The organism is Paenibacillus sp. AK002, from assembly GCF_053903045.1.
This window is the reverse complement of record NZ_CP096377.1, coordinates 347,869-371,492: the sequence shown is the minus strand read 5'-3', so window position 1 is coordinate 371,492 and position 23,624 is coordinate 347,869. Positions and strand designations below refer to the sequence as shown.

The 23,624-nt window shown below is 50.2% G+C and carries 19 protein-coding genes; 7 read left to right on the top strand and 12 right to left on the bottom strand.

What is annotated here, in order from left to right; all coding sequences use genetic code 11:
* Positions 1 to 216: 216 nt before the first annotated feature.
* The 9 genes from M1D70_RS01665 to M1D70_RS01625 all read right to left on the bottom strand — a co-directional run bounded on the left by M1D70_RS01665 (position 217) and on the right by M1D70_RS01625 (position 8,850).
* Positions 217 to 1,236 (bottom strand): SPFH domain-containing protein, encoded by a 1,020-nt coding sequence (locus M1D70_RS01665; RefSeq protein WP_009593938.1) that lies wholly within the window; start codon positions 1,234 to 1,236, stop codon positions 217 to 219.
* Between the two features lie 21 nt (positions 1,237 to 1,257).
* Complete coding sequence (locus M1D70_RS01660) at positions 1,258 to 2,046, bottom strand: TPM domain-containing protein (RefSeq protein ID WP_009593930.1); 789 nt, start codon at positions 2,044 to 2,046, stop codon at positions 1,258 to 1,260.
* Positions 2,043 to 3,074 carry a TFIIB-type zinc ribbon-containing protein gene (locus M1D70_RS01655; protein WP_009593950.1) on the bottom strand — a complete coding sequence of 344 codons (1,032 nt, stop codon included), beginning with the start codon at positions 3,072 to 3,074 and terminating at the stop codon, positions 2,043 to 2,045. The genes M1D70_RS01660 and M1D70_RS01655 overlap by 4 nt, the downstream gene beginning before the upstream one ends.
* Before the next feature lie 27 nt (positions 3,075 to 3,101).
* Positions 3,102 to 3,806, bottom strand: coding sequence for a PspA/IM30 family protein (locus M1D70_RS01650; RefSeq protein WP_456290380.1), 705 nt, complete (start codon positions 3,804 to 3,806; stop codon positions 3,102 to 3,104).
* 158 nt (positions 3,807 to 3,964) lie between these two features.
* Positions 3,965 to 4,423: an Hsp20/alpha crystallin family protein gene (locus M1D70_RS01645; RefSeq protein WP_456288946.1), complete on the bottom strand. Its 459-nt coding sequence runs from the start codon at positions 4,421 to 4,423 to the stop codon at positions 3,965 to 3,967.
* A 326-nt stretch (positions 4,424 to 4,749) separates the two neighbouring features.
* The gene (locus M1D70_RS01640) at positions 4,750 to 4,977 is read right to left on the bottom strand and encodes a MerR family transcriptional regulator (protein ID WP_009593947.1); all 228 of its coding nucleotides are present in this window, start codon (positions 4,975 to 4,977) and stop codon (positions 4,750 to 4,752) included.
* A 66-nt stretch (positions 4,978 to 5,043) separates the two neighbouring features.
* On the bottom strand, positions 5,044 to 5,286 hold the full coding sequence (locus M1D70_RS01635; protein WP_009593899.1) for a cold-shock protein: 243 nt from the start codon (positions 5,284 to 5,286) through the stop codon (positions 5,044 to 5,046).
* A 220-nt stretch (positions 5,287 to 5,506) separates the two neighbouring features.
* Positions 5,507 to 5,707, bottom strand: a complete 201-nt coding sequence (locus M1D70_RS01630) for a cold-shock protein (protein ID WP_006207692.1) — start codon at positions 5,705 to 5,707, stop codon at positions 5,507 to 5,509.
* A gap of 356 nt (positions 5,708 to 6,063) precedes the next feature.
* The gene (locus tag M1D70_RS01625; RefSeq protein WP_456288945.1) at positions 6,064 to 8,850 is read right to left on the bottom strand and encodes a glycoside hydrolase family 3 C-terminal domain-containing protein; all 2,787 of its coding nucleotides are present in this window, start codon (positions 8,848 to 8,850) and stop codon (positions 6,064 to 6,066) included.
* A gap of 242 nt (positions 8,851 to 9,092) precedes the next feature.
* On the opposite strand from M1D70_RS01625, the gene M1D70_RS01620 reads away from it, so the two are divergent.
* The 5 genes from M1D70_RS01620 to M1D70_RS01600 all read left to right on the top strand — a co-directional run bounded on the left by M1D70_RS01620 (position 9,093) and on the right by M1D70_RS01600 (position 14,634).
* On the top strand, positions 9,093 to 10,778 hold the full coding sequence (locus M1D70_RS01620; protein WP_456288944.1) for a PrpR N-terminal domain-containing protein: 1,686 nt from the start codon (positions 9,093 to 9,095) through the stop codon (positions 10,776 to 10,778).
* Positions 10,779 to 10,939: 161 nt separating this feature from the next.
* Positions 10,940 to 11,923 (top strand): 2-keto-3-deoxygluconate permease, encoded by a 984-nt coding sequence (locus M1D70_RS01615; protein WP_456288943.1) that lies wholly within the window; start codon positions 10,940 to 10,942, stop codon positions 11,921 to 11,923.
* Positions 11,924 to 11,978: 55 nt separating this feature from the next.
* Positions 11,979 to 13,274, top strand: a complete 1,296-nt coding sequence (locus tag M1D70_RS01610) for a four-carbon acid sugar kinase family protein (protein WP_456288942.1) — start codon at positions 11,979 to 11,981, stop codon at positions 13,272 to 13,274.
* A complete protein-coding gene (pdxA, locus tag M1D70_RS01605; protein WP_304148630.1) occupies positions 13,271 to 14,272 on the top strand; it encodes a 4-hydroxythreonine-4-phosphate dehydrogenase PdxA in 1,002 nt (333 codons plus the stop codon). The genes M1D70_RS01610 and pdxA overlap by 4 nt, the downstream gene beginning before the upstream one ends.
* A 185-nt stretch (positions 14,273 to 14,457) precedes the next feature.
* Complete coding sequence (locus tag M1D70_RS01600) at positions 14,458 to 14,634, top strand: hypothetical protein (RefSeq protein ID WP_009592414.1); 177 nt, start codon at positions 14,458 to 14,460, stop codon at positions 14,632 to 14,634.
* 100 nt (positions 14,635 to 14,734) lie between these two features.
* On the opposite strand, the gene M1D70_RS01595 is transcribed toward M1D70_RS01600, so the two are convergent.
* The 3 genes from M1D70_RS01595 to M1D70_RS01585 form a co-directional block, all read right to left on the bottom strand.
* Positions 14,735 to 15,154, bottom strand: a complete 420-nt coding sequence (locus M1D70_RS01595; RefSeq protein WP_009592415.1) for a DUF1259 domain-containing protein — start codon at positions 15,152 to 15,154, stop codon at positions 14,735 to 14,737.
* 55 nt (positions 15,155 to 15,209) lie between these two features.
* The gene (locus M1D70_RS01590; RefSeq protein WP_009592413.1) at positions 15,210 to 15,629 is read right to left on the bottom strand and encodes a DUF1259 domain-containing protein; all 420 of its coding nucleotides are present in this window, start codon (positions 15,627 to 15,629) and stop codon (positions 15,210 to 15,212) included.
* Between the two features lie 295 nt (positions 15,630 to 15,924).
* Positions 15,925 to 19,545, bottom strand: a complete 3,621-nt coding sequence (locus tag M1D70_RS01585; protein ID WP_456288941.1) for an S-layer homology domain-containing protein — start codon at positions 19,543 to 19,545, stop codon at positions 15,925 to 15,927.
* A gap of 262 nt (positions 19,546 to 19,807) precedes the next feature.
* Here M1D70_RS01585 and M1D70_RS01580 point away from each other — a divergent pair, with 262 nt between their 5' ends.
* Complete coding sequence (locus M1D70_RS01580; RefSeq protein WP_456288940.1) at positions 19,808 to 22,747, top strand: histidine kinase; 2,940 nt, start codon at positions 19,808 to 19,810, stop codon at positions 22,745 to 22,747.
* Entirely contained in the window at positions 22,747 to 23,517 is a 771-nt protein-coding gene (locus tag M1D70_RS01575) for a response regulator (RefSeq protein ID WP_456288939.1), read from the top strand. The genes M1D70_RS01580 and M1D70_RS01575 overlap by 1 nt, the downstream gene beginning before the upstream one ends.
* The last annotated feature ends 107 nt before the right edge of the window (positions 23,518 to 23,624 follow it).

The following is a 23,624-nucleotide window of genomic DNA, read 5'->3' as shown; positions in this document are numbered from 1 at the left end:
TTGTGAGCCACTTCCTGCGGAAAGGTAGATACATAACTCAGCTACGGCGTTCATAGCAAAAAAGCCCCTCACTTTATGAGTGAGGGGGGCGTGAGTTGAATTTACTTTTATATAGAAGAAATAACGCAGTTCGCATCGTTTTAACCGTGACATCAAAACTCAAAACCCTTTATGTCCATCCAAGGTTGTGCATTTATTCGTGCTGCTGGCTTTCATTCAACCCAGCTTCTGTCCGCAATTCGGACAGAAGTTCGCGCCTTCGTTCTTCGCGCCGCAGTTCGGGCAGAAATTGGGCTTCTTGTTTCCTTCGGAAGAGGACGAGGATGCCGGGGCGGATGGCTCCTTCGCGGCCGGAGACTGCTGGCTTTGATTCTGATTGTTTTGGCCCTGGTTCTGATTCATATTCTTCATCATTTCATTGGCCATGTTCATCCCCATCATCATGCCTGCCATATCCGAAGCCGCACCGCCGCCTTTCACCTTGCCGGACGCGATCCCGTCCGTCATGCTGACCTGCTGGTACTTTTGCAGATTGCCGATCATTTCATGGGAGGCCGTCTTCGTGATCATGTCCTGAATTTCCTTCGGATAATTGAAGCTCATCACCTGGAAACCGGTAATCGTCATCCCGTTGTCCATCACTTCCATGTCGAGGTCTTCCCGAATCCCCCTGGCGATGTCGGAAGCGTTCGCCTGCAGATTGAACATGTCCTTGCCTTCGCGGCTGATCCACTTCATCAACAATTGATCGAGTACCGAACTGATCCGGATTTTCACGTCCTCCACAAGGTAGCTCTCTTTGATCCCGGCAATCCTGTCGATCAGCGTCACGTAATCGTTCACTTTAAAATTAAATGTCCCGTTGGCACGGATCGGCATGCCGCCCGGCAGCTGCGGCGTCGGGATCAGAACCGGGTTCTGCGTCCCCCATCGGACGGTGAACTCCTTGGTGTTCACGAACAGCACTTCCACGCGCATGCCGCTGTTAAAGCCGAATTTAAATCCTTTTAAGGTAGAAAGAAACGGGATGATATCCGAATCGATGTTATATACGCCTTCATCCTCGAAAATCCCTTCGATTTTGCCGTTATTGATGAAGATCGCATCCTGACCGGAGCGAATGACCAGCTTACTTCCTTTTTTAATCTCCCGGTTGCGCCATTTCCAGAAAATCATGTCATCCCTAAACTCTTCCCATTCCACTACGTTGGAGAATTGATTCTTGAAAAATCCCATTGATGCTTCCATCCCTTCCCATTAAAATTTCCCGCTGCTGCTGCTGTGCGAATGGCCGCCGCCGGTGACGCCGCCTCCGCCTCCGCCGCCCGAGCCGCTGCTCGTGTTGCGCTCTATTTTCCGCTTTGTTACGGTCGTTCTGATATATCGGTCCTGCTGATTCAAGATCCCCGATGTGCTGGCATCCTCATAGGTTCGGCTGTTGACCGTCACCCGCCCGCCGGAGCGGTAAGCCATGATGCCCACGGCGACCACGCCGATGGCAGCGGCAGCTCCCAGTTGAAACCAGAGATTAAATATAATGTTATCCGGGTTCACGTCCGGCTCAAAGCCCATGTACCGATGAGCGGTTTTGATGTATTTTTCAAAAGCCTGCTTGTAATTGCCGTTCGATAAATCAGGCGTAATCTTGTTGCGTATTTTGGTCAGTCTCCCGGAATCGAGATACTTCTCAGCCTTATAATAACCTTCCAAATGCACATCGTGGGTATCCATCACTAGGGTTAAAATAACAGTATTACCGTGCGGCTTGTCATACCCAGGTGCGTATTCATCGTAAAAGTTTTCCGTCCAAGTCTCATAGTCATCATTCTCAACACGGTTAACTGTTAGGATCATAAAGTCCGTTTCGCGTTCGGCACCGTACTCATTCGCCATCGCACTCAGCTCTTGGCGTTCTTCCGGACTGAGCAAATTCGCCTCGTCAAAGATCAAAGTCTTATCATCCGCAGCTTTGACGATCCCGGAGGGCGCTATCAAATATACCGTTAGTAAAAATAAGACCGTCCATAACGCATATCGTCTTCTCACAGGAACCCTCCTCCCATTGCCCAGGAGATCAGCTTCAAGGATAGCAAGGAGACGCCCGAAATGCCCGCGAACCACCCGGCCACCTTCGCTTTGCTGATCGGCGGCTTGCCGACCACCTTGCCCGTCTGGCCGTTCATCGCAAACGTGTACTCCGATTTGTTGTAATCATAGTGCACCATCCATACCGGAAGAAGAACGTAATCCGCCTGTTTCTTGGTGGTATCGATCCGTTTGTTGGTATAACTCACGGTCGTGTATCCTGAGACCGCCGACGAAATATACGAATCAATGAAGGAGCTGATCTTTTCCTTAGCGCGCGGAAGAAGCTGCTCGTCGTCATGGCTGTATTTTTCCGCTATGTACCCGGCCAGATAAGGGGTCTTGAATTCCTTCAGCTGCTGATAGGGAAAAGGCTCCAGCTTATCCATCAGCTCATCGTTCATTTTCTCGGAAGCATCGATCGGCACCTTCACATAATTCAAGCGAATCTTCCGGTAGATGTCGAAATGCTCGGTCTCCGTGTACTGGTAATCTCCTTGCGTGTAAGTTCTCACCTTGGTGCCCTGACCATGAACCTCAACCCGATTATGCAGCTCATACAGCCAGAAGGGAACGTAGATCCCGGTGATGCCCTTGATCCGGTCCGCTGTCATAAATCCGCTTGGCGTCAACAGGCCGTTCCGGCACCATTTCTTGAACGCCTTCATCGCCTCTTCCTTCGTAATCGAAAAAGGGATGACCTTCACCGGTGCCAGCTCGCCGCTCAACCGGTCGCTGAGCACGACGGCCGATCCGCAGAAGCTGCAGGTCGTGGCGCTGGTCTCCGGCTCGGTCACGATCACGGCTCCACAGCTGTTGCAATGGTACTCCTTTACCTCATCTTCCGCGAACACCTGCTTCTTCAGCGGGTCGGGGATTTCCTCGATGTTGTCTTTTCTTCCGCAGCTGGGGCAAGACAACATTCCCGTATCGCCGTCAAAAACCATGCCGCTGCCGCAGTTCGGACATTTGTATTCAATTACCGGCATTTGCTCACCTCGATAACAATGAAATGGTTACTCCTTCTTGTTCAGCTTTTCTTTGATCGCTTCCAGTTCATCCTTGGCATTAGGAGGTGAAGTCGGGGCAGCTCCGTCCTTGCCCATGCTCTTCTCCAATTCCGCGATCAAATCGTCCAGGTCATCTTCCTTCGCTCCTGCGCGCAGCTCAGCCAGGGCCTCCGCTTCATCCAAAGCACGGCTCGCTTTCTCCTCCATGGTATGGAATGCCGCATTGGCACCGCCCAAGGAGGATCGGCCGGAATTCAGCTCCTGCTGGGATTTGGCAGCCGCCATCTTCCCTTTCAGCTCGGCATAGCGATCTTCCAGCTGGCTCATATCCGACACCAGCTTATCCTGCAATTGCTTCATTCTGACGGCGTTTGCGGCAGCCGATTCGTGGGCTGCCTGCAGGTCGCTCAGCTTCTCGGCCTGCGCCGCTTTTCGCTCCAGGAACTTCAGGGCATCGCCTTCATTTCCCGCTTCCACGGCCTTCTCCGCATATCGCTGCAGCTTCTGAATCTCGGCGCTGCACTCATCCAGTGCCCGCTTCGCTCTCCGCTCATCCGAAAGCACGGAAGCGGTCTCCGCTTTCACCTTACCCAGATCGCCGTTCAAGCTCCGCATATAGGTATCGATCGTTTTCTCCGGATCTTCCGTCCGTTCCAATAACGAATTCACATTCACCCTCATAATATCCTTAAACCTCGATAAGATTCCCATCATGTGCGTCCCCCTCGAAAAGTTTACATTTAACTTATAATACCCTATATACTCCCGATAGGTTTCATTTGCCGAAATTCATTGGCATATATGTAAATTTATGACTAAGAAAACACAAAAAAATAACCCCCGACCTTATGGATCGGAGGGCATATATATTAGATATCATCCCGGATCTGGATGCGTTTCTTACCAGGGTCGGGCTTTTTTGGTATTTCAAGCTTAAGGACTCCATCCTTCAGGGAAGCGTCGATTTGGTCCTCGGCTATGTTCTGAACGTAAAATCTGCGCACATACTGGCCGTAACGGCGCTCCTTGCGGACGATGTGCTGGTTCGTATCCTCCACGCTCTGATCTTCCTTGCGCACGGCTTTGATCGTTAAGTAAGGGTCAGCGTAGCTGATTTCGATGTCTTCCTTGCGAAAACCGGGCAGTTCCGCCTCAACCAGATAAGCGTGCTCCGTCTCCTTGACGTCCGTCTTAAACGACATCATCGAACCCTTGAACGGCGCAAACACATCATCAGGAAAAGCGTCGTTAAAGGCATCATGAAATGACTTCATCAGTTGTCCGAAGGCATCCTCTCTGCGCTTGCCGAATGGCATCAATTCAAACATCATGAATTCCCCTTTCTTTGACCTTGTTTGACCTTACGCTTTTATTATATGCCCGGAACGTTTAAATGCCAAAACCGATGATGCAGGAATTCGCGCTAAAATAGCTCGTTATCGGCCGTTTTCACAAAAGAATTTGTTCGGATCTTAAAATCTGACCTTTTTTGACCTTCGATGTGATTGGTTTAAAAGTTCTACCGATTACTGGGAGCCTGAAATAAAAAAGAGTGCCCTTAGGGCACCCTCTTCTCTTATATATTCATATGGAGATCGATACTGATCGAAGAGCTTGAAGCTCTGTCTCTGTATAAGCACAATACTGCTCTGTTTTATTGCTTTTGCATAATTCGATCGATTTCACTTTTCAACAAAAGGTATCGATGCACGCTTCTCATGATCGGAACCTTAGTCAGCTTATTCTGATCGACATAGATCTTCATTTGATCTTTGGACAGACCTAACAAATGACCTGCCTCAGACACGGTTAATACCTCCTTGTTACTTGTAGCATTAAACGTTTTTTTCACCTTTAGATTCCAATCTTCGAATGCCTGCATGAAATCTCAACCTTTCTTGTACGCAACGAACGAGGACAGAATGGTTTTGGGACCGTGAGAACTGCCCTACGACTTCGTGTCCTTGCGCTGATTCTTGCGGTAAAGCTTGATTTGCTGATCCGACGAAACGAGAATCGGCAGGATTTTATTGCTGCTGACCATGGGCGACGCGCACTGTGAACAAACGGGAACTTCCTTGAACGAGAAGTTGTCTCGAATCCAACCGTTACACCCTTCCTTCGTACAAGACCAGATCGTGGTCATCTCTTCCGGCAGATTTTCCAGCGGCTTATTCCAAGAATATGACAATGAAATCCCCCTCAGCTACATTTTTTAACGCTTTCGTGCCTCAACTAGCCAAGCCCACCCTTTATAAGAAAAACGTCTATCGACGTACTCTTAAAGAAGACGGACCGCGTTTAGCGGTAGTTATCCTTGCGATATCAAGCAGCAGATCCTCTGAAATTCATACTTTCTGATATCTTAAAAAAAATCCCCAAACGATACGTTTGGGGATCCTTTCACGAGTCTACAGTTTTACAACGTTCTCGGCTTGCTGTCCGCGGTTGCCTTGGACTACGTTAAATTCAACGCGCTGTCCTTCGTCAAGCGACTTGAAGCCGTCACCAGTGATTGCACTGAAGTGTACGAATACGTCTTCGCCGCCTTCAACCTCGATGAAACCAAAGCCTTTTTCTGCGTTAAACCATTTCACTGTTCCTGTTTGCATAGAAACACCTCCTAAATTTATATGATTTTCTCATTTTTGGTTAAAAAACAAAAAATTCACATATTGCACAAGGTTCCTAATCAAAATAATAACCCTCTGCAATATGTGAATCTCAGGTCAAAATCCCAATAAACTTATTATACCTCAATGGATGTGGAATAGCAAACGACGAATGTTTTCCATTACATTGATGGATAACCTAGCAAGAGCCCGCTCTCCGTGAGCGGGCTCTTGCTGCCTTAGAAATAGAAGCATGGAACGTATTTACGACGAAAGCTGCTTCATGCAAATCACCATGAGCTATTACAGGTGCGGTTTGCATAGCTTGGCTATATGAATCCCGGTACAACCTAGATCTAAACCCCTTTAAATTCAATCCACTCGATCTGCAAGCCCGGCTTGACGAAATCCAGCTTCATCTCGTAATAACCCGCTTCCAGTTCCACTTTGACAAGCTTCTGCCGAATCCATCTGCCGTCGGTACCATTCGTTTGAATCGTGGTTACCGGCTGATCGTTCAGCGTGACGTTGCAGGCGCTTTGGGCCAGTTCCGATTCCGGCGACATGATGCGCACAATGATCCGGTACTCACCGGATTCCTCTACCTTCATATATGTTGATCCCGCTGCAGCCGGCTTCACTTGCGTGCTCTCCGATAAGGCTTGCGCTGGTACCGGCTCGAGGGAAGGATCGGCTTTAAATGAACCCACGGCTTCCTCGATCACCTGCTTTCTCGAGAAGACCGGCGCATGCATCAGGAATTGGCAGATGTTCATGGCGCTGCGCTGCAGCTCTCCGCGGGTCAGCGTGCCATTTTCCAAGGATGCCAGCGTATTGTCTTCCCAGGCATTGATTTCCGCTCCGTAGTTCATGACCACCATGTACAAATCGTTTTGGGCACGGACCATCCAGTTCGTATTTTTCCGATCGGCCGGGCCTCCGTTCACCACGTCGTTCATAATGGCCCACCAATCCGTCATGACGATGCCCTGGAATCCCCACTCTCCGCGCAGAATCGTGGTGTTCAGATCATAATTGGAAGCCGCCCAGTGTCCATTGATCGGGTTATACGAGGTCATGATGGAGTTGGCCCCGCCCTGCTTCACCGCGATTTCAAAGCCTCTCAGATAAATTTCCCGAAGGGCCCGTTCGGATACGACGGCGTCGACTTTGCTCCGATGCTTCTCCTGGTTATTGCAAGCAAAATGCTTCAGCGTGGCGTTGGAGCCGCCCTTCATAATCCCGCGCGTGCATGCCGCGGCAAAGGCGCCGGAGATGAGCGGATCTTCCGAGAAATACTCGAAATTGCGACCGTTCAGCGGGCTGCGCCGAATGTTCAGGCCGGGACCCAGCAACGCATCGATGTTGTAGCTGAGCAGCTCCCGGCCTTCCATCACATAGAGCTCTTCGACCAGCTCCGTATTCCACGTTGCTGCAAGCAGGGTGCCAATCGCCACCTGCGTTGCCTGCTGCCCGCTGTCCATCCGAATACCGGACGGTCCGTCCGCGGTGCAAGCCACCGGAATTCCGTAGTCGAGCAGGCGGTCGCTCACGCCGCCAAAAGCCGATGCCGTCCCCGCCGTAACCAGCGGACTGCTCATGCCTTCTCCTCTGACGATGACCGCCAGATCCTGATCGCTAAGCTGGGCGATGAAAGCCTCCATGCTGACTTTCCCCTCATGGACGTCCCTTAAGGTATAGCCTCGATTGCCCGTTTGCTCCAAGGTCGGCGGCAGGTTTTGGCGAATGCGCTCTTCCATGGCAATCGTGCGCTTCGGCACCTCCGCAAAAGTAAGCTCGTACGAGCCGTCCTCCCTACGAACGCCCGGCTTCATTCGCGTGAAGCTCTCCGTTGGCGCCATGGCTTCCCGGAGCTGCTCGACAACCTGCAGAGTTTCTACAACATAACCTTCTTGACCATCCAAGCCGATAGGCTGCACATTTCTCACGCTGGTTCCCGCGTACAGACGGTACGTTCCGGCCTCCAATACATAGGCTGAACGGTGGCCCGTCACGCCTGCATCGTCATAGGAGGCCATGGCATGAACCGGGAACTGGAGCGTTAGCTGCTGCGATTCCCCCGGCTGTAGCTCCTGCGTCTTCCCGAAAGCGGCCAAAACTTTGGCAGGCTGGCCCAGCCATCCTTGCGGTGCTTCGTAATAAACTTGCACAACCTCTTTACCTGCATAGGCGGTCCCGATATTGGTCACCTTCACGCCGATCTCAACGGTTGGCGCTCCCTCTCTGACCGCGAGTTTGGCTTCTCGCGGCTCGATTCGGAACTGCGTATAGGACAATCCAAACCCGAATTCATACTGGACGGCTGCGGGTCGAAACGTTTCGAAAAAACGGTAGCCCACATAAATATCCTCTTGATACAGGTTCTTAAGCTCATTGCCATAATTGCGGGTCGATGGATAATCCTCGATCGAATAAGCAATCGTATCCGTCAGTTTGCCGCTGGGCGTCACCTCGCCCGCCAATACGTCCGCAATGGCGTTGCCGCCCTCCATGCCGCCGTGCCAAGCATAAATGACTGAAGAAATCGGATACACATAACCTTCATCGAGCATCCAGCTCATATCGATAATGTTGGACACATTCAGCACCACAACGGTTTGCTCAAAGTGTGCGGTCACCTGCTGCAGCATGGCTTTTTCTTCGGACGTTAGCTGGTAGCTGCCCGGCTCATTGGCGTTGTCCTGATCTTCTCCGGCCGTCCGTCCGATGACAACGATCGCCTTGTCGGATGCGCGTCTTGCCGCGGAGACCAGCTCATCGGTCAAAGGCATTTCCTTCTGATGCCACGGCTCAGCCGCCCAGCCGCCTCCGCCATTATCGAAAGGATTCTGCTCGATCCACTGCTCATAAACGGCAGCCAATTCTTCATTGACGGCGATGCCCTTCTGATCCCGAAGACCGCCCAGCAGATTCGTTGTATGGGAAACATGAACGCTGCCTCCCGACCCCGTACCGCTGCGGTAATAATGAACCTGCGTTCTGCCAAAAACGGAAACGGTTTCGTTCGGCTGCAGGGGCAGAGCCTGTCCTTCATTCTTTAACAGTACGGCACCTTCGGCGGCGACTTTTCGGCTGAACTCCGCAAAGCCCTCCAAAGGAGCTCCCACTCTCTGTGTACTCAATATGTTCCCTCCCGTTTGTTTTCTCCAAATCACCAAGCCATATGAAGAAAGATAGTAAATGCCTGACGGATTCCAACATTAGGTATTAGGCATCTATGTACTATCATAGTAACAAATTCTGAATCGGAAAACAGTGCGATGTTCGCAGGATGCGATGAAGTTGGCTATAATAATGTAAACATCTATATTCCGTCAACACGGGATATGCGATTGGATGATTTTGAATGAAGGCAGGATCAGTTATGCGTATACGTGTCCATATAATCGCACCTTATGAAGCGATGGTTCCTATCATACAAGAGTGCATTCCCCTGTTTCCCCAGTTAGACATACAATACGCCGTCGGCGACTTGCAAAAAGGGGCCGAGCTGGCAGCTTCGGCTCAAAACAACGGAGCCGAGGTGATTATCAGCCGCGGCGGAACGGCCCAGCTGATTAAAGCCGCGGTATCGATTCCCGTCATTGATGTCCACCTGTCCGGATACGACATGATCCGTTCCTTGACGCTGGCGAGCCAGTTTAACGGAAAAACCGCCATTGTCGGCTTTTCCAATATTACATCGGGCGCCCAATCGATTATTGATTTAATGGATCTGCCTTTAAAAGTGTATACCATACACAGCTCCGAAGATGTTGCACGGTTATTGCTGGAGCTGAAAGCTGCCGGATACCGCCAGGTAGTCGGGGATGTCATCACCGTCCATACGGCCGAGGCCTACGGGTTAAAGGGCCTCCTCATCCATTCCGGCAAAGAATCCATCATGCGAGCCCTGGACGATGCCCAGCTCATCTACCGCTACCTGAGCAACAACTATACCGTCTCAGCAATCCTGAACGAGCTGGTTGCCAAAGAACACCCCAATCTCGTGATCTTTAACGATCAGAATGAAATCGTATACGAGCAATTGACCGATTTTGAGCACAGCCCTTTGACGGATAATCATATCTATCTGATCAATACTAATGTGGAATTCCACAAAGCCCAAGTGCAGAATGTTTTTACGATGGACGATTACCAGCTTTCCGTCACAGCCTATGAAACCTCATTGGACAACAAAAGCTATAAAGTATACTCCTTGGAAAAAGGGCGGCCCTATGAATTTGCGCAGTCAGGCATCAAAGCCTATGCTGAACCATTAGCAGAGCCGATGATTGCCGAATCCGCTGCGATGCGCACCACGTTGGCAAGCATCCAAGCTCTGTATCAACATCATGAGCCCATCCATCTGCTTGGCCGGGAAGATACGGGCAAGTCCTTCGTCGTGAAGTATATTCATCAATTGTACTCGGACGGCGGTTTGCTGCTCCAGATCGATCTAACCCAAGTTTCCCCGGATCAGTTAGGAACCCTTCCGCTATCCAAAGCCAGGACCGTGGAATTCATCCATGTGGAAGAATGCATACAGGATCCGAATTTGATAGCATTTGTGGAGACCTGCCTAAATAGGCGGATTGGCGTATTCATACTTAGCGATCGGGCGCTTGACCAACAGAGAACCCCCAACATGAAGCTGAATACGATCCTCATGCCTTCGCTGTCGGACCGTTTGGAGGATCTGCCTTCGCTTATTCAGCTCTTTTTAAGCCGATACCATCAAAAATACGGGACGGCGGCGGTAAAAATAAGGGAAGACGCCTTGCAGCTTATACGGCAGAATGCTGAGCACATGACGATCGGCCAATTAAAGCAGCTCATTAAACAGGCTGCAATGAACGAAACGGACTATGTGATTTCAGCCGATATACTTGCTCGCTTGCTCGACCATCAGCCTCCGGCCTCAACCCCTATTCCGTTGAAAGGGACTCTTAAAGAGATCGAGAAAGACATTATTCAATACGTACTTCACGAGGAAAAGAATAACCAATCTAGAGCAGCCGAACGGTTAGGGATTAATCGGGCCACGCTTTGGCGTAAACTTAAAGAATAAATTTAAGTTTACGCTTTTTTTTCGTTTTGATTGTTGCATTTTTAAACAATTTACTAGATCCGTTCTATTTACAGAAATTATATGTTGCTAAAATAAACAATTTGAACTAGTATAATTACTGCAAGCGCTTCAATAAAACGATTACACAAGGAGCTAACATTATGAAAATTAAAGCGACATTAGATCGTATCCCTGGCGGTATGATGGTTGTTCCCCTCCTCATCGGAGCGTGCATCAATACATTCGCACCTAACGCTTTGCGGATCGGCGGGTTTACGGAAGCCTTATTCGTGAACAGCTCGAGTACGCTCATCGCCCTTTTCTTATTGATTGCCGGCACGCAGATCACGTTCAAAACGGCGGGTTCGTCGGTGGGAAAAGGCGTCACGCTGCTTGTGTTTAAGTGGACGATCGGCGCGATATTAGGTTTGGTCGCCATCCTGTTTGCGGATTCCAACGGATTATTCCTGGGCCTTGCCCCTCTGGCCATTATCGCGGCCATGACGAATTCAAACGGCGGACTGTATATCGCGTTAGCCGGACAATACGGAAAAGAGGATGACAAAGCAGCCTATCCTTTCCTGGCATTAAGCGACGGACCGTTCTTGACGATGGTCGCGCTCTCGATCTTCGGTGCCATGGGCTTTGCCAACGGCATGTTCTCACCGATGTCTTTCGTTGCCGTACTGCTTCCGCTGCTCGTCGGCGTCGTGATCGGGAACCTGGACCGGAATATGGCAGAATGGCTGCATAAAGGCAGTGACAAGCTGGTTCCGTTCTTTGCCTTCTCGCTCGGTATGGGCATCAATTTCTCATCCATCATTCAAGGCGGACTAAGCGGTATTCTGCTTGGCGTGCTGACGGTCCTGCTCACAGGGGGCATTGGTTTTCTGCTGTTCAAGGCGATCGGCTGGAATCCGATTGTCGGTGCTTCCGAGGGCTCCACGGCGGGTAATGCGGTAGGCACGCCGGCTGCGATCGTCGCCGCGAATGCATCCTTCGCCCCGATTGCCGAAATCGCGACCGTACAAATCGCCGCGAGCGTCGTGACGACCGCCATACTGCTGCCTGTCTTTATTGGTTTCCTGTCCAAGAGACTGGAGAAATCAGGCGGCGTCGAAAAATACAACAACCCTGCAGCATAGAGGTTATCCCTAACCCCTCGATTGCATCGTTTTTCTCAAGGAGGAGGTAAACTGCATGAAATTAGCCATCATTGCAGACGATTTGACTGGCGCCAATGACAGCGGGGTCCAACTCGCTCGTCATGGCCTTAAAACCAGCGTTCTGTTCGATATGGACCAAGACAACATTCGTCATTACGATGCCGTTGTTTTCGATACGGACAGCCGTTCCATAACACCCGAAGAAGCTTATCAGCGAGTAAGCCGAGCCGCTCGATTTTTAACGGATGCCGGGTTTGATACGATATTCAAAAAAATGGACTCCACCATGCGCGGCAATATCGGGACCGAAATTGATGCGCTGTATGATGTGGTGAAGCCGGACTTTATGATGATCGCTCCGGGCTATCCCAAGAACAATCGAACCATTCTTAACGCTACCCATTACTTGAATGGAGTACCGTTAGCCGAAACCGAGATTGCCCATGATCCCAAAACGCCTGTCACCCACTCCTATCTTCCCGACTTGCTGAAGCTGCAAACCAAGTATGCCGTCGGCGAGATCTCAGTCCGTGATCTGGAGGCTGGAGCAGGCCGCATTGAAGGCAAATTAAAAGAGTTTCAACAACATAACATACCGTATGTGCTGATCGATTCCACGGAAGAAGCCCATCTGGAGTTCATCCTGCACATCACCGGGCAGCTTCCATACACGTTCGCATGGGCCGGCTCTGCAGGCATCGCCAATTATCTGCCCGCCCATTACCATATTTCGTCCAAACCGAGGGAGCTTGCTATCGCGCAGAATCAGGGACCCATTCTTACCGTGGTCGGCAGCGTGAACAAGAACTCCCGTGCCCAGCTGAAGCTTTTGCTTGAGCATACCGACGTGGTTCCCGTGCAATTCGTGTCTTATAAGGCTGTGTCCGATTCAGCGGAGCGCACGGAAGAAATGGATCGCGTCTATCAAGAAGTCAAGCTGCACGCGCTGGAAGGCAAAGATATCGTGATCTATTCGACGGCGGAGCCTTCCGATATCGAACGGGCCCGTGCCACAGGCGAAGCCCACGGGCTCAATCACACCGAGGTCAGCAATGAGATTGTCCGCGCCATGGGAGAAATCTGTGCCCGGCTGCTGGAGCACGGTTATTTCAAGGGTGTATCCATGACAGGCGGAGACACGGCCAAACAAATCTGCATGCAATGGAGCATTAGCGGCTTCGAATTGCTGGACGAGCTGGAAATCGGCGTGCCGATCTCGAAATTTATAGGGATCGACGATTTGTATGTGGTCACCAAGGCAGGCGGATTCGGCAAGCCGGACGTATTTATCCATGCGATTCAAACGATAAAAGGAGGTAATCCAGCATGAAACCGACGGTTGGAATTACGATGGGCGATGCGGCAGGCATCGGACCCGAAATCATTATGAAGGCCTTATCCCATCAGGAGATGTACGATAACTGCAACCCGCTCGTGATCGGCGACGCCAAAATATTAGAACGCGTGCTGCCGATTATCGGCTCAAGCCTGAAGGTGAACGCCATTCAAGAGCCCGCCGAGGCAAAATACGAGTTCGGCACCGTGGACGTTATCGATCTGGACCTCGTGCCGGCCGACCTTGCATTCGGCGAAGTATCGGCCGTCGCGGGAGATGCTGCTTTTCAGTTTCTGGCCAGAGCCATCGATTTGGCGAAGCAGCGGAAGATCCATTCCATCTGCACGGCTCCGCTGAACAAGGAAGCTCTGCACCAAGGCGGACATATGTACCCGGGTCACACCGAAATTTTGGCTGATCTCACGGATACCAAGGACTTCTCGATGATGCTGACGACCCCGAACCTGCGGGTCATTCACCTGACGACGCATATGGGATTGATCGAGGCCATTCAGAGCATCAATCCGGAAAGAACGTATACCGTCGTCAAACTGGCCCACGATACCTTGAAAAAGGCCGGTTTCGACAATCCAAGAGTCGCGGTCTGCGGAATCAACCCGCATGCGGGCGAGAACGGATTGTTCGGCAACGGCGAAGAAGAAGAAAAGCTGCTCCCGGGCATCAAGCGCGCCCAGCAGGAAGGCATTAATGTAGTCGGCCCCCTCCCTGCGGATACGTTATTCTTCAGAGCCGGCCGAGGCGATTTCGATATCGTCGTGGCCTGCTACCATGACCAGGGACATGCCCCGATCAAGGTCATGGGCATCGAAGAGGGCGTGAACATAACGGTCGGACTAAAAGGCGGTATCATCCGCACCTCGGTCGACCACGGCACAGCCTTCGATATTGCAGGGAAGAACATCGCCGATGACAAGAGCATGCTCGCCGCGATTCGTTCTGCCATTGAGCTTGCCCCGAAGGATCAAATATAATCGTGTGGCGATCGAAGATGTCATATGTAGAAGACCCGGCCTTCCGCCGGGTCTTTTTTTCTTTGCCTGGAGAGAATAAGGCTAGCCCCTCGTTCAAGCCAAAGCTGTAGTTACGAATAGCTGCATGACCGCCAGCACATAATAAACATCACAATCGATTCCAGCAAATAAGGAGGACCTTTCCATTGAGCACGAACCAACCGGACAAAAATCTGATTAACACGGTGGAACAACTGGCAGAGACACCCGTGAACAGCCATGAGGCCCAGCAACAGCAGCAAGCCCGCAATGATCGCCGGAAACAGGCTCTGCATGACAGCGACGGCAAATTCAAAGAGAATGAGTCCAAGAACTATCACTAGGGCAGTAACCTCGTAAAAAAGCGACCGATTACGGTCGCTTTTCTAATGGTATAACGGATACAAGACTGTATCGATGAAGCCCTTGCCTATTCGTTCGTCATTAACCTAAGAATGCAATAGAACGCTTTACTTTTCTTGCAAATGCAATGGGATCATCGACGGACTCCCAGTGAACATACATCAAACGGGGATTTTCAAACAACCAGTGATTGTGGACGGCCGTTACTTTAATCCCGTTCTTACGAAGATTCGACAGCAATCGATTCACTTGGCCTTGGAAGAGAGCCGTTTCTCCCAAACAAAGCGCGCGACCGGAACTGTCCAGCGATTCAAACGAGAAGAGTTGGTAACGGATCAAAGGAGAAGTGGTACGTCTACCTAAGATAGATGCGTTTACTCTCCTATTTCTGGAGACAAAGCAAACCGGGCCTTTTGTAATTTCATGCTCCGTTCCGCCTAAAATACTTGAGAATTGGTTACAAAGTCTTCTAAAGCGAGGACTTGCTTGCACTTCCGCCATACGAAATCATCCTCTCATGAAATAATAGAAATATGAGCGATATGACTCAACCGCATTAACCCAAGAACGCAATGGATTCTTTTGTTTTTCTGGCAAACGCAACCGGATTGTCAATCGATTCCCAATGCATATACATTAAACGAGGCTGTTCTTTTAGCCAGTGATTATGGAGCGCCGTTACTTTAATCCCCCGTTTGCGGAGATTCGACATCAATCGATTCACCTGGTTTTGATGCACGGCAGTCTCACCCAAACAAAGCGCGCGGCCCGACTGGTCAAGCGATTCAAACGAAAACATTTGCATTTGAACCAAAGGGGAACGCGTTCTTCTTCCCAAAATCGTCTCTCTTAAGTTCGTCATCCGCGTGACAAAACAAACCGGACCTTCTTCAATTTCCGATTCGCCGCCTAGGATTCTTCCAAATTGGTCGCAAAGCCTTTTGAATTGCGGGCTCACTCTAACCTGTTCAGCCATGATAAGTCCTCCTTTAATCGTATTCTTGGTATCATATGATCGAAGGAGAAAATAGTATTGGACCAATAACTTATTTATAAGAATAAAAAGTTATTAATCTATCTGCATCTATATCCAGCTCTAAAACTTAAAGGCGACAGCCTTATGATGCTGTCGTCTTCAAATTTTGTATGTATGTCGTTTCGCAGGACCAAAACGTTTATCCAACGGAAAAAGACCACCTTAAAAAAGGTGGTCTTTAAAGTATGCTTGGAGGCGAACCGTGACTATTTACAGCCACATTTCGCTGACGCCCCTATTCCTTCCAATCTTCAATTCCGGTCTCAAGCTGCTCAAACCCATGCGGAATCGAAGCTTCCATGATGTCTGAATAATGGTCGTGGTTTTCCGGAACATCGGTCCACTTCGGTCCAACCTTGATATCCCAAGGTTTACGATCCAGCAGTTGGTTCAGGATTCGAACAACCTCTAATCTCGTAATCGGCTGATTCGGATGGAAGGTCTCCTCCGTGAAATCGAACAGCACACCTTGCTCCTGAGCCGTTGCAATGGCTTTTTCAGCCCAGTGTCCCGCTACGTCCGTGTAGGTGCTCTCCTGGACAGCGTCCCATTTATTCAAATTCATGAGAATCTGTGCAAATTCCGCCCGCGTGATCTGTTTCTTCGGTTTGAACGTATTGTCGCCGAAACCGACCATCCATTTATTATTGGTTGCGGTCGAAATCGCGTTCGTTGCCCAATGTTTCGCACTCACATCCGAATACGATACTTTCTTCGAGCTCACTGCGGATGTATACAAACGAGATAGGATCGCAGTCATTTCGGACCGGACAATGCCACGATCGGCTTGGAACGTCCCGTCGGGATATCCGACCATGTATGCGCGATGATCGCCTGCGGCCTTCACTTTCGGCTCCTGGGAGAAGCTGAATTTCACGATCGTGTCGCCGACGTGGATGACTCCGTCCTTAATATAGCTGTCAGCGCCAAATCGCTCTTCACGCTTATCGGTACGGCTGTCAAAAACAACGTATCCGTTCTTCTCGCCCAAGAAGTAGTAATCGCCATTGGCGTAAACCATCCAGCCATATTGACCGCTGTCTGAGCTCATTTGCGGGTTATGGTTCTTGTTGGGTGCAAAATCAGGAAGCTCCGGCAGTTGAACAAGCGTTCCCGGCACTCTGCCTTTGGAACGATTCAGCTCCGTATCCGCCCAATACAATTGCATCTTCACGCCTGATACAGGCTGTTCCGTCACCTTATCGAGAATCGTGCCATATGGATCGACTAGATCAACCGATAACTTGGCATTTCCATTGCTATCGACGCTCAGCTTGCCGGCAGGACCAGCCAGCTTCTCCCCGTTAGGCGCGATCACGTTCAGCGACAACGTATATTCGCCAGGTGCAACTTTCGGAAGCGTAAAGCTGCCGTCCTGATTCATGACGATATTCGGCACATTCAGCTCTTGCCCGGATGCCGATTTTATTTTCCCTGATACTTTCAGGCTGTCTCCGACGAGCTTCGTGATTTTGTCCTGGACGACTTTGCCCCCGTTGGCTTGATCGGAAACAACAACGTCCGTTTTCATAGTAGGTGCAGGCTGCTGTACAACGTTTGTATTCCCTGCAGGCGGATCTTCTGCCGGTACCGCAGGCGCGTTTGGCTTGATGCTAATTACATTGGACAGACCTGCATGTGGACCCGATTCGACGTTTAACCGGAAATAGTAGGTTTCACGGCTCGATAAACCGGCTACGGTTGCACTCGTTGAACCGGCATCCAAGGTCTCCACTGGGGTGACCGGCGTGAACGTGGTGCCGTCCGTAGATTTTTCAATAACGATGCTCGTTGCCCCCGTTAAAGCAGGGAAATTCAATGTCACTTGTCCGACGCCCGCAACCGCCGACAACGTGGTGATCGGTTCCGATGGCGAGGCCTGTACCACATTGGACAAGCCTGCGTATGGACCCGATTTGACGTCCAATCGGTAATGATAGGTCTCGCCGTTCGTCAATCCGGTTACGGTTGCACTCGTAGAAGCAGCATCTAATGTCTCCAACGGGCTAACCACAGTAAACGCAGTGCCGTCCGTAGATTGTTCAATTACAATGCTCGTTGCCCCTGTTAATGGCGGGAAAGTCAATGTCACTTGCCCATTGCCTGCATCTGCCGATAACGTGGTTAACGATTTCGACGGCGAGGCTTGGACTACGTTGGATACGCCGTCATATAGTCCGGATTCGACGTTCAGTCGGAAATAGTAGGTTTCACCGTTCGTTAATCCGGTTACGGTTGCAATTGTTGAAGCCGCATCCAGCGTCTCCAATGGTCTTACCTGCGTAAAGTTGGTACCGTCGGTAGACTGTTCAACCACGATGTTTGTTGCACCTGTTAAAGCAGGGAATTTCAATGTCGCTTGCTCATTGCCCGCAACAGCGCTCAATGTGCTTAAAGGAGCCGGATCTGCGGCAAGAACATAGACGGTAAACGTCTTCTCGCTTGTCAGCCCGTCTTTGGTGATGGTTGCCGTCAAGGTCACGTAAGTTCCCGACTGGTTCGTAACCGGTCTCGTCACGGTTCCATCAGGTGCAATGACCGACGGCTGGTCGGAGGACCAGACGGTGGTGACGTCATCGTCTTGCTTCAATGTAAGATTGTTTTTCACCGAATTTTTCGTGTCGGTAAAATGGTACTCGATATCGGTTTTGTCCTCTGCCGTTTCAATGGCTTGAATGGCTTCTTTATAATCGGAAACAAGTTGATCCGCGATCCGGTTCGCAATTTCCTGAATGATGTCGTCGGTTGATTTGTCGGAATCGACATGCAGTCCGCCTTCGTTCAGGCCGCGGATAAAATCATCGTTGGTGTCCGTATAAGTCGACTCCGTAACGCCGATATACTGTGTGCCTTTGTTATTGAACGTTTCCGTCAGCTTAGATTGATTCGATCCCTGATCCAAATCCCCGCGAGGGTCATCGTTAATGTTCACGACATAGCGCAGCGGCGACGTCCCCCACAGGATATTATCGACCGCTACATCCAACGGCTTGCTCGAAGTTGAATATAATTTCATATTGTCGAATGAAAAAATCGAAATGATCTCGCAAGCATGGCTTATATGGCTGACAATGGGACCAAATTCATTGCCGTACACGTCCGGTAGAGCTAATTTTCTTATGATTTGGTCGCCATTATCCCACATATTCAAAGTCGTGTCCGTTGCGACAATCTTAATGCTGTGATGAGTCGATGTTCCCTTTGGGAAGTTTCCAATTTGGGTAACGCCTGATACGGAACTCAACGCTCTTCCCGTCTCATTGTGCAGCGCAGCAGCATCTACGCCATCGATCTTATATACATTGATGGCACCCTGAACATATAAAATCGCATACCCGCTTAATTTACCGTCGCTCTCGACCTGGGTATTAAATAGAAAACCTCCGCCTTCCATGCTGTGGTAATCCACTTTGGATTCATCCATGTCGAAGGTAATGATCTTCTTGCCTGAAGGGCTTCCCTGCGTCAGCATGAAATCCTTATACGCAGGCGAGGTATAACCATAGAAGGTTAACGTGTTGCCCCCGTTGGAAGCTTGAACGTGATTGTAATCGGCAGTTTCAACCGCCGGGGGAATCGCATAGCCAAATTGATTTATATACCAGCTGTCATATCCGGCATGCACATATGTCGTATCCGTTACCGTTGTCCGGTCTGCGCTCGCGTCCATGATGGACACATATTTAGGATTTACGCCTTGTGCGCTCAACCGGGCTTTAATTGCATCATTCAACTGGCTCTCAAAATCACTGGAATCATAGATGCTCGTTCCGGCATTATAGTAAACCTCTGCTACCGGCGAGAGCGCATATGCCATTGGCATATTCGTAACAATCAACAGCGTTGCCACGATCATTGAAATTATCTTTTTCTTCAACTATTTCACCCATCCTGTAAGTTAGTAACCGTATGACATCCAACAACGACCCTTGACCCCTTGTCCCATTCATAAATAAATTTGTGCGGATAACTCCCTCCAACAAAATCAGATTGTAAAAATTGTTAATTTCAACATATCAGAAGCATCTCTCAAAAATCTCTCAAATTTCGACTATTATCGACAGGTAGATTTTTGAGAGATCCATGCCATATGATAGAGTCCATAGGGATGTGACTATATGAAGAAATGGATGGGTTATCTGGGTGCAATATGCGCCTTAATCGCCATTCTCTATATGATTTTTAGCGACCGGGACACAGGTGCCGTCCATATCAAAGCCGTAGACGGCGTGCTTGATTTGCGAGAGCTTAAGGATCCGCCGTTTGTATCGCTAGCCGGCGATTGGAAATTCACCGCCGAATCTTTTGTCGAACCGGTCGACTTTTCAAGCGAAACCGATTATCTTTCAGTACCCGGTCCCTGGGCATCGGATGTCGAGTGGGGATCCTACCAGTTAATCGTATACCTGCCGGACCACTGGACCGATGAGATCGGTCTCCGTGTTCGGAATATATGGTCTGCCCATACCATCTATATTGATGGCGTACCCCTATCGAAAATAGGAACCGTGGCAGCAACCAAGCAAGCGACAACCCCGGACAATCCTGCCTATGAAGCGTATTTTAAACCGGGGGACAGGCAGCTGCTGATTACCATTCATGCCTCCAATTTCTATAATACGAGAGGCGGCATCGTCCTGCCGATCGATTTCGGCGACGCCGAGCAGATGAAGGAAGACGTGCAGCGGGATCTATCCTTGGAATGGACGGCTACCTTATGTTTGCTGCTGTTCAGCATGTTCCATATCACGATCTACATGCTGCGAACGAAGGACGAGGCCTTCTTATACAGCGGTCTGCACTTTCTGCTATTGGCATGGGTCATCGTGCTGCGAGGAGAGCGGCTGTTCATTCGGGAGTTTCCGTCATTTCCCTTTGAACTCTATTTTCGCCTGCAGGACAGCTTGACCTTCTTGGCCTCCACCTTGCTGATTGTCTTTATCGTCAAAATGATTCCTTCCATCATGAGCCGAAAGACGATGTATCTGCTGTTTCTGCCGATCCTGGCCTACGCGTTCTTTAATGCGGTTCTCCCGGCCAGAACCATGTCGATTACGCAGTATCCGCTCTTTTATTACAACGATGGATTAATCTTAGGCATTATTATTCGCATCTTCTATCTGACGATGAAGAAGCGAATCAACATCCGTAAGAATGAAGCCGTCATCCTCATGTCGATGCTTCTGTTTCTAGCCGTATTCGCGATAAGCGCTTCATCGGACAGCTTGTTCTTCACCGGGCGCAACTATATGAACCGAATCGGGCTGGTCGGGTTTGTCATGACGATGAATGTTTTTCTGGGCATACGCCTGATGAACCGGGCCGAGGAATCGGAGCAGCTGAGCACCAGGCTGCAGAAGGCTAACGATGCGAAGGATGCCTTCTTGAAGGTCACGACGCAGGACCTGCAGAGGCCTCTGCACGATGCCGTTCATCTGGTGGGGTCCATCAACCGGGAGCCCCATCGCGAGAAGCAAGGCGAGCAGTTGTACTTGGCTGAACAGCTGATGGGGAACATGGTGTATTTATTGAGGGATCTGCATGATTTCACCCGCATCCGGTTTGATGATTACGCGATCCAGCTCAAGTCCACCAATATTCGGATGGTCATGCTCCATGTCATTCAGCTGATGCAGTTTACCTTCACGAAGAAGAAGATCGCAATCAATGAACAGATTCCGAAGCAGCTTTACGTATGGGCGGATGAGCAGCGCCTGACGCAGGTATTCATCCGGATCATGACCGAGATCTCCCACGACACCGCAGATGATCAGCTGACCATTGAAGCCGTACAGGTGGGCACGGAAGTCCTGCTTCGAGTGAGGTCAACCGGCGAATCCATGGCAGTGAATCGGGAACGCCCGCATTCTTCGGGGCTTATGATGACGGAGGAACTCATCCAACAGATGAACGGAAGCATCGCATATGAACGCCTGCAACGCGGCATTCGCTTTACGGTCACCCTGGCTTTCAGCGAATGTAAAGAGCCGGTTAACGCAGCGGAGCATGAATACGATCTACAGTCTGCGGCGCACGCAGAAGATCGGACGTTAGGAACGCTCCTGATTGTGGATGATGACGTGATGCATGCGGAAGTCATGAGGGATATGTTGGGGGATGCTTACAAGGTACGAATCGCTTATACAGCTCAAGAAGCGCTTGACTACTACAGGAATCATCCGGAAATCGCGATGATGATCATGGATGACATCATTCCAGGCGACATGGATAGTCTGGAATTGCTTCGGCAAATCCGTACACAGGCATCCTTAATGGACCTGCCGATCTTGATGATGATTTCTTCCGAATATCCCAGACATGTTGAAATGATTTTTGCAGCCGGCGCCAATGATTATTTGCTGAAGCCTTTTTCCAAAGAGACCTTGATGGCCCGCTTGAACGCTGCGGAACAAACGAAGCAGTCGATGCTGAAGGCGATTGAGTATGAAATGGCATTTCTGCAGACCCAAATTAAACCGCATTTTCTATACAACGCGCTTAGCAACATCATTGCCTTTTGCTATACGGATGGGGAGCGTGCAGCCTATCTTCTAACGATGCTCAGTTCTTTCCTGCGTTATATCTTTGAGACGAGCCGGGATGGACAATTCTCCACCCTGCAGAAGGAGCTGGAAATTATCGAGGCCTATGTCGAGGTGGAAAAAGCCAGATTCGGCGAACGGTTAACCTTTGCTTATGACATCGATCCGTCCATTGCCGCGGAGCATGTTCGGATTCCTAGCCTGCTCCTGCAGCCTTTAGTCGAGAATGCAATACGCCACGGCCTATTCGACAAGGAAGGTCCGGGACATGTCCAGGTCACCATTTCCTTGCACGCATCCTGCTTGAAGATCCGCGTCGCCGATGATGGCGTAGGCATGTCGGCCGCGCAGTGCGCTCAGTTGATGGGGGGAACGGCCGCCAATGCCGGAATCGGGTTCACGAATGTACGTCGGCGCGTACATGATCTTACCCAAGGAAGCCTGGAGCTTCACTCGTCGCCGGGCAACGGAACAACCATTCAAATATCGATTCCCGTGAAGGAGGGACAAGGGTAATGTGGAAGATCATTATCGTGGAGGATGAGAAACCGATTCTGGGCCTGCATGCCAGATTACTCGAAACGCATGGCCCGTTTCAGGTTGTAGGCTGCTACGAATCGCCGTTCGATGCGCTGCAGGAGATACCGAAGCTGGATCTGGACGCACTCGTGCTCGACATTGAAATGCCGAGAATGACGGGGCTTCAGCTGGCTCAGAACTTGGTGGAGAACGGGATCGACGTGCCTGTGATCTTCACGACCGCTCACCAGCAATATGCCGTGCAAGCCTTTCGCGTGCAGGCCCTGGATTATCTCTTGAAACCGATGACCATCAATATGGTGAAGCAGCTGGATGAACGCCTTCAGAAGTATTACGGCCAGAGACCAAAGCAGGCCCAGAAGAAGGAACTCGACGTCCAGTTATATGGAGAAGCTTCCGTTATGCAAGGCGAGGAGCTTGTAAAATGGCCTACCCGCATCACCGAGGAGCTGTTTTACTATTTGCTGCTGCATGAGAATAAATTGTGCCCGAAGTGGAGAATCCTCGATGATCTCTGGACGAACGTGGAGGAAAAACGAGCGCTTTCCAATCTGTATAATACGATTTACCGAATGCGTCAGCTGTTTATGGAGCTCGATATTCCTATCGTCATCGAACGAGTGAATGATGGTTATATCATGAATGCGAACAACAGCATCATCATGAAGCCGAAAGAAAGGCCGGATGCCCTTCTATTAGAATCGAAAGGATATCTGTGGGCCTACGCTTTCGAATCGGGCCGTTAGAAAAGCAAAAGTTCATCCTTAATAGTAAACGAAAACCACATCCTCATGCGGATGTGGTTTTTTTGTCTAGATACTATCGCTTGCGGAATGCAGAGGTTTCGCTAATG

Bases quoted from the DNA above. Each gene is read 5' to 3' on its own strand.
- M1D70_RS01665 (WP_009593938.1), bottom strand. From the start codon at position 1,236: ATGGGATTTTTCAAGAATCAATTCTCCAACGTAGTGGAATGGGAAGAG.
- M1D70_RS01655 (WP_009593950.1), bottom strand. From the start codon at position 3,074: ATGCCGGTAATTGAATACAAATGTCCGAACTGCGGCAGCGGCATGGTT.
- M1D70_RS01650 (WP_456290380.1), bottom strand. From the start codon at position 3,806: ATGGGAATCTTATCGAGGTTTAAGGATATTATGAGGGTGAATGTGAAT.
- M1D70_RS01645 (WP_456288946.1), bottom strand. From the start codon at position 4,423: ATGTTTGAATTGATGCCATTCGGCAAGCGCAGAGAGGATGCCTTCGGA.
- M1D70_RS01640 (WP_009593947.1), bottom strand. From the start codon at position 4,977: ATGCAGGCATTCGAAGATTGGAATCTAAAGGTGAAAAAAACGTTTAAT.
- M1D70_RS01630 (WP_006207692.1), bottom strand. From the start codon at position 5,707: ATGCAAACAGGAACAGTGAAATGGTTTAACGCAGAAAAAGGCTTTGGT.
- M1D70_RS01620 (WP_456288944.1), top strand. From the start codon at position 9,093: ATGCGTATACGTGTCCATATAATCGCACCTTATGAAGCGATGGTTCCT.
- M1D70_RS01615 (WP_456288943.1), top strand. From the start codon at position 10,940: ATGAAAATTAAAGCGACATTAGATCGTATCCCTGGCGGTATGATGGTT.
- M1D70_RS01610 (WP_456288942.1), top strand. From the start codon at position 11,979: ATGAAATTAGCCATCATTGCAGACGATTTGACTGGCGCCAATGACAGC.
- pdxA (WP_304148630.1), top strand. From the start codon at position 13,271: ATGAAACCGACGGTTGGAATTACGATGGGCGATGCGGCAGGCATCGGA.
- M1D70_RS01595 (WP_009592415.1), bottom strand. From the start codon at position 15,154: ATGGCGGAAGTGCAAGCAAGTCCTCGCTTTAGAAGACTTTGTAACCAA.
- M1D70_RS01590 (WP_009592413.1), bottom strand. From the start codon at position 15,629: ATGGCTGAACAGGTTAGAGTGAGCCCGCAATTCAAAAGGCTTTGCGAC.
- M1D70_RS01585 (WP_456288941.1), bottom strand. From the start codon at position 19,545: ATGATCGTGGCAACGCTGTTGATTGTTACGAATATGCCAATGGCATAT.
- M1D70_RS01580 (WP_456288940.1), top strand. From the start codon at position 19,808: ATGAAGAAATGGATGGGTTATCTGGGTGCAATATGCGCCTTAATCGCC.
- M1D70_RS01575 (WP_456288939.1), top strand. From the start codon at position 22,747: ATGTGGAAGATCATTATCGTGGAGGATGAGAAACCGATTCTGGGCCTG.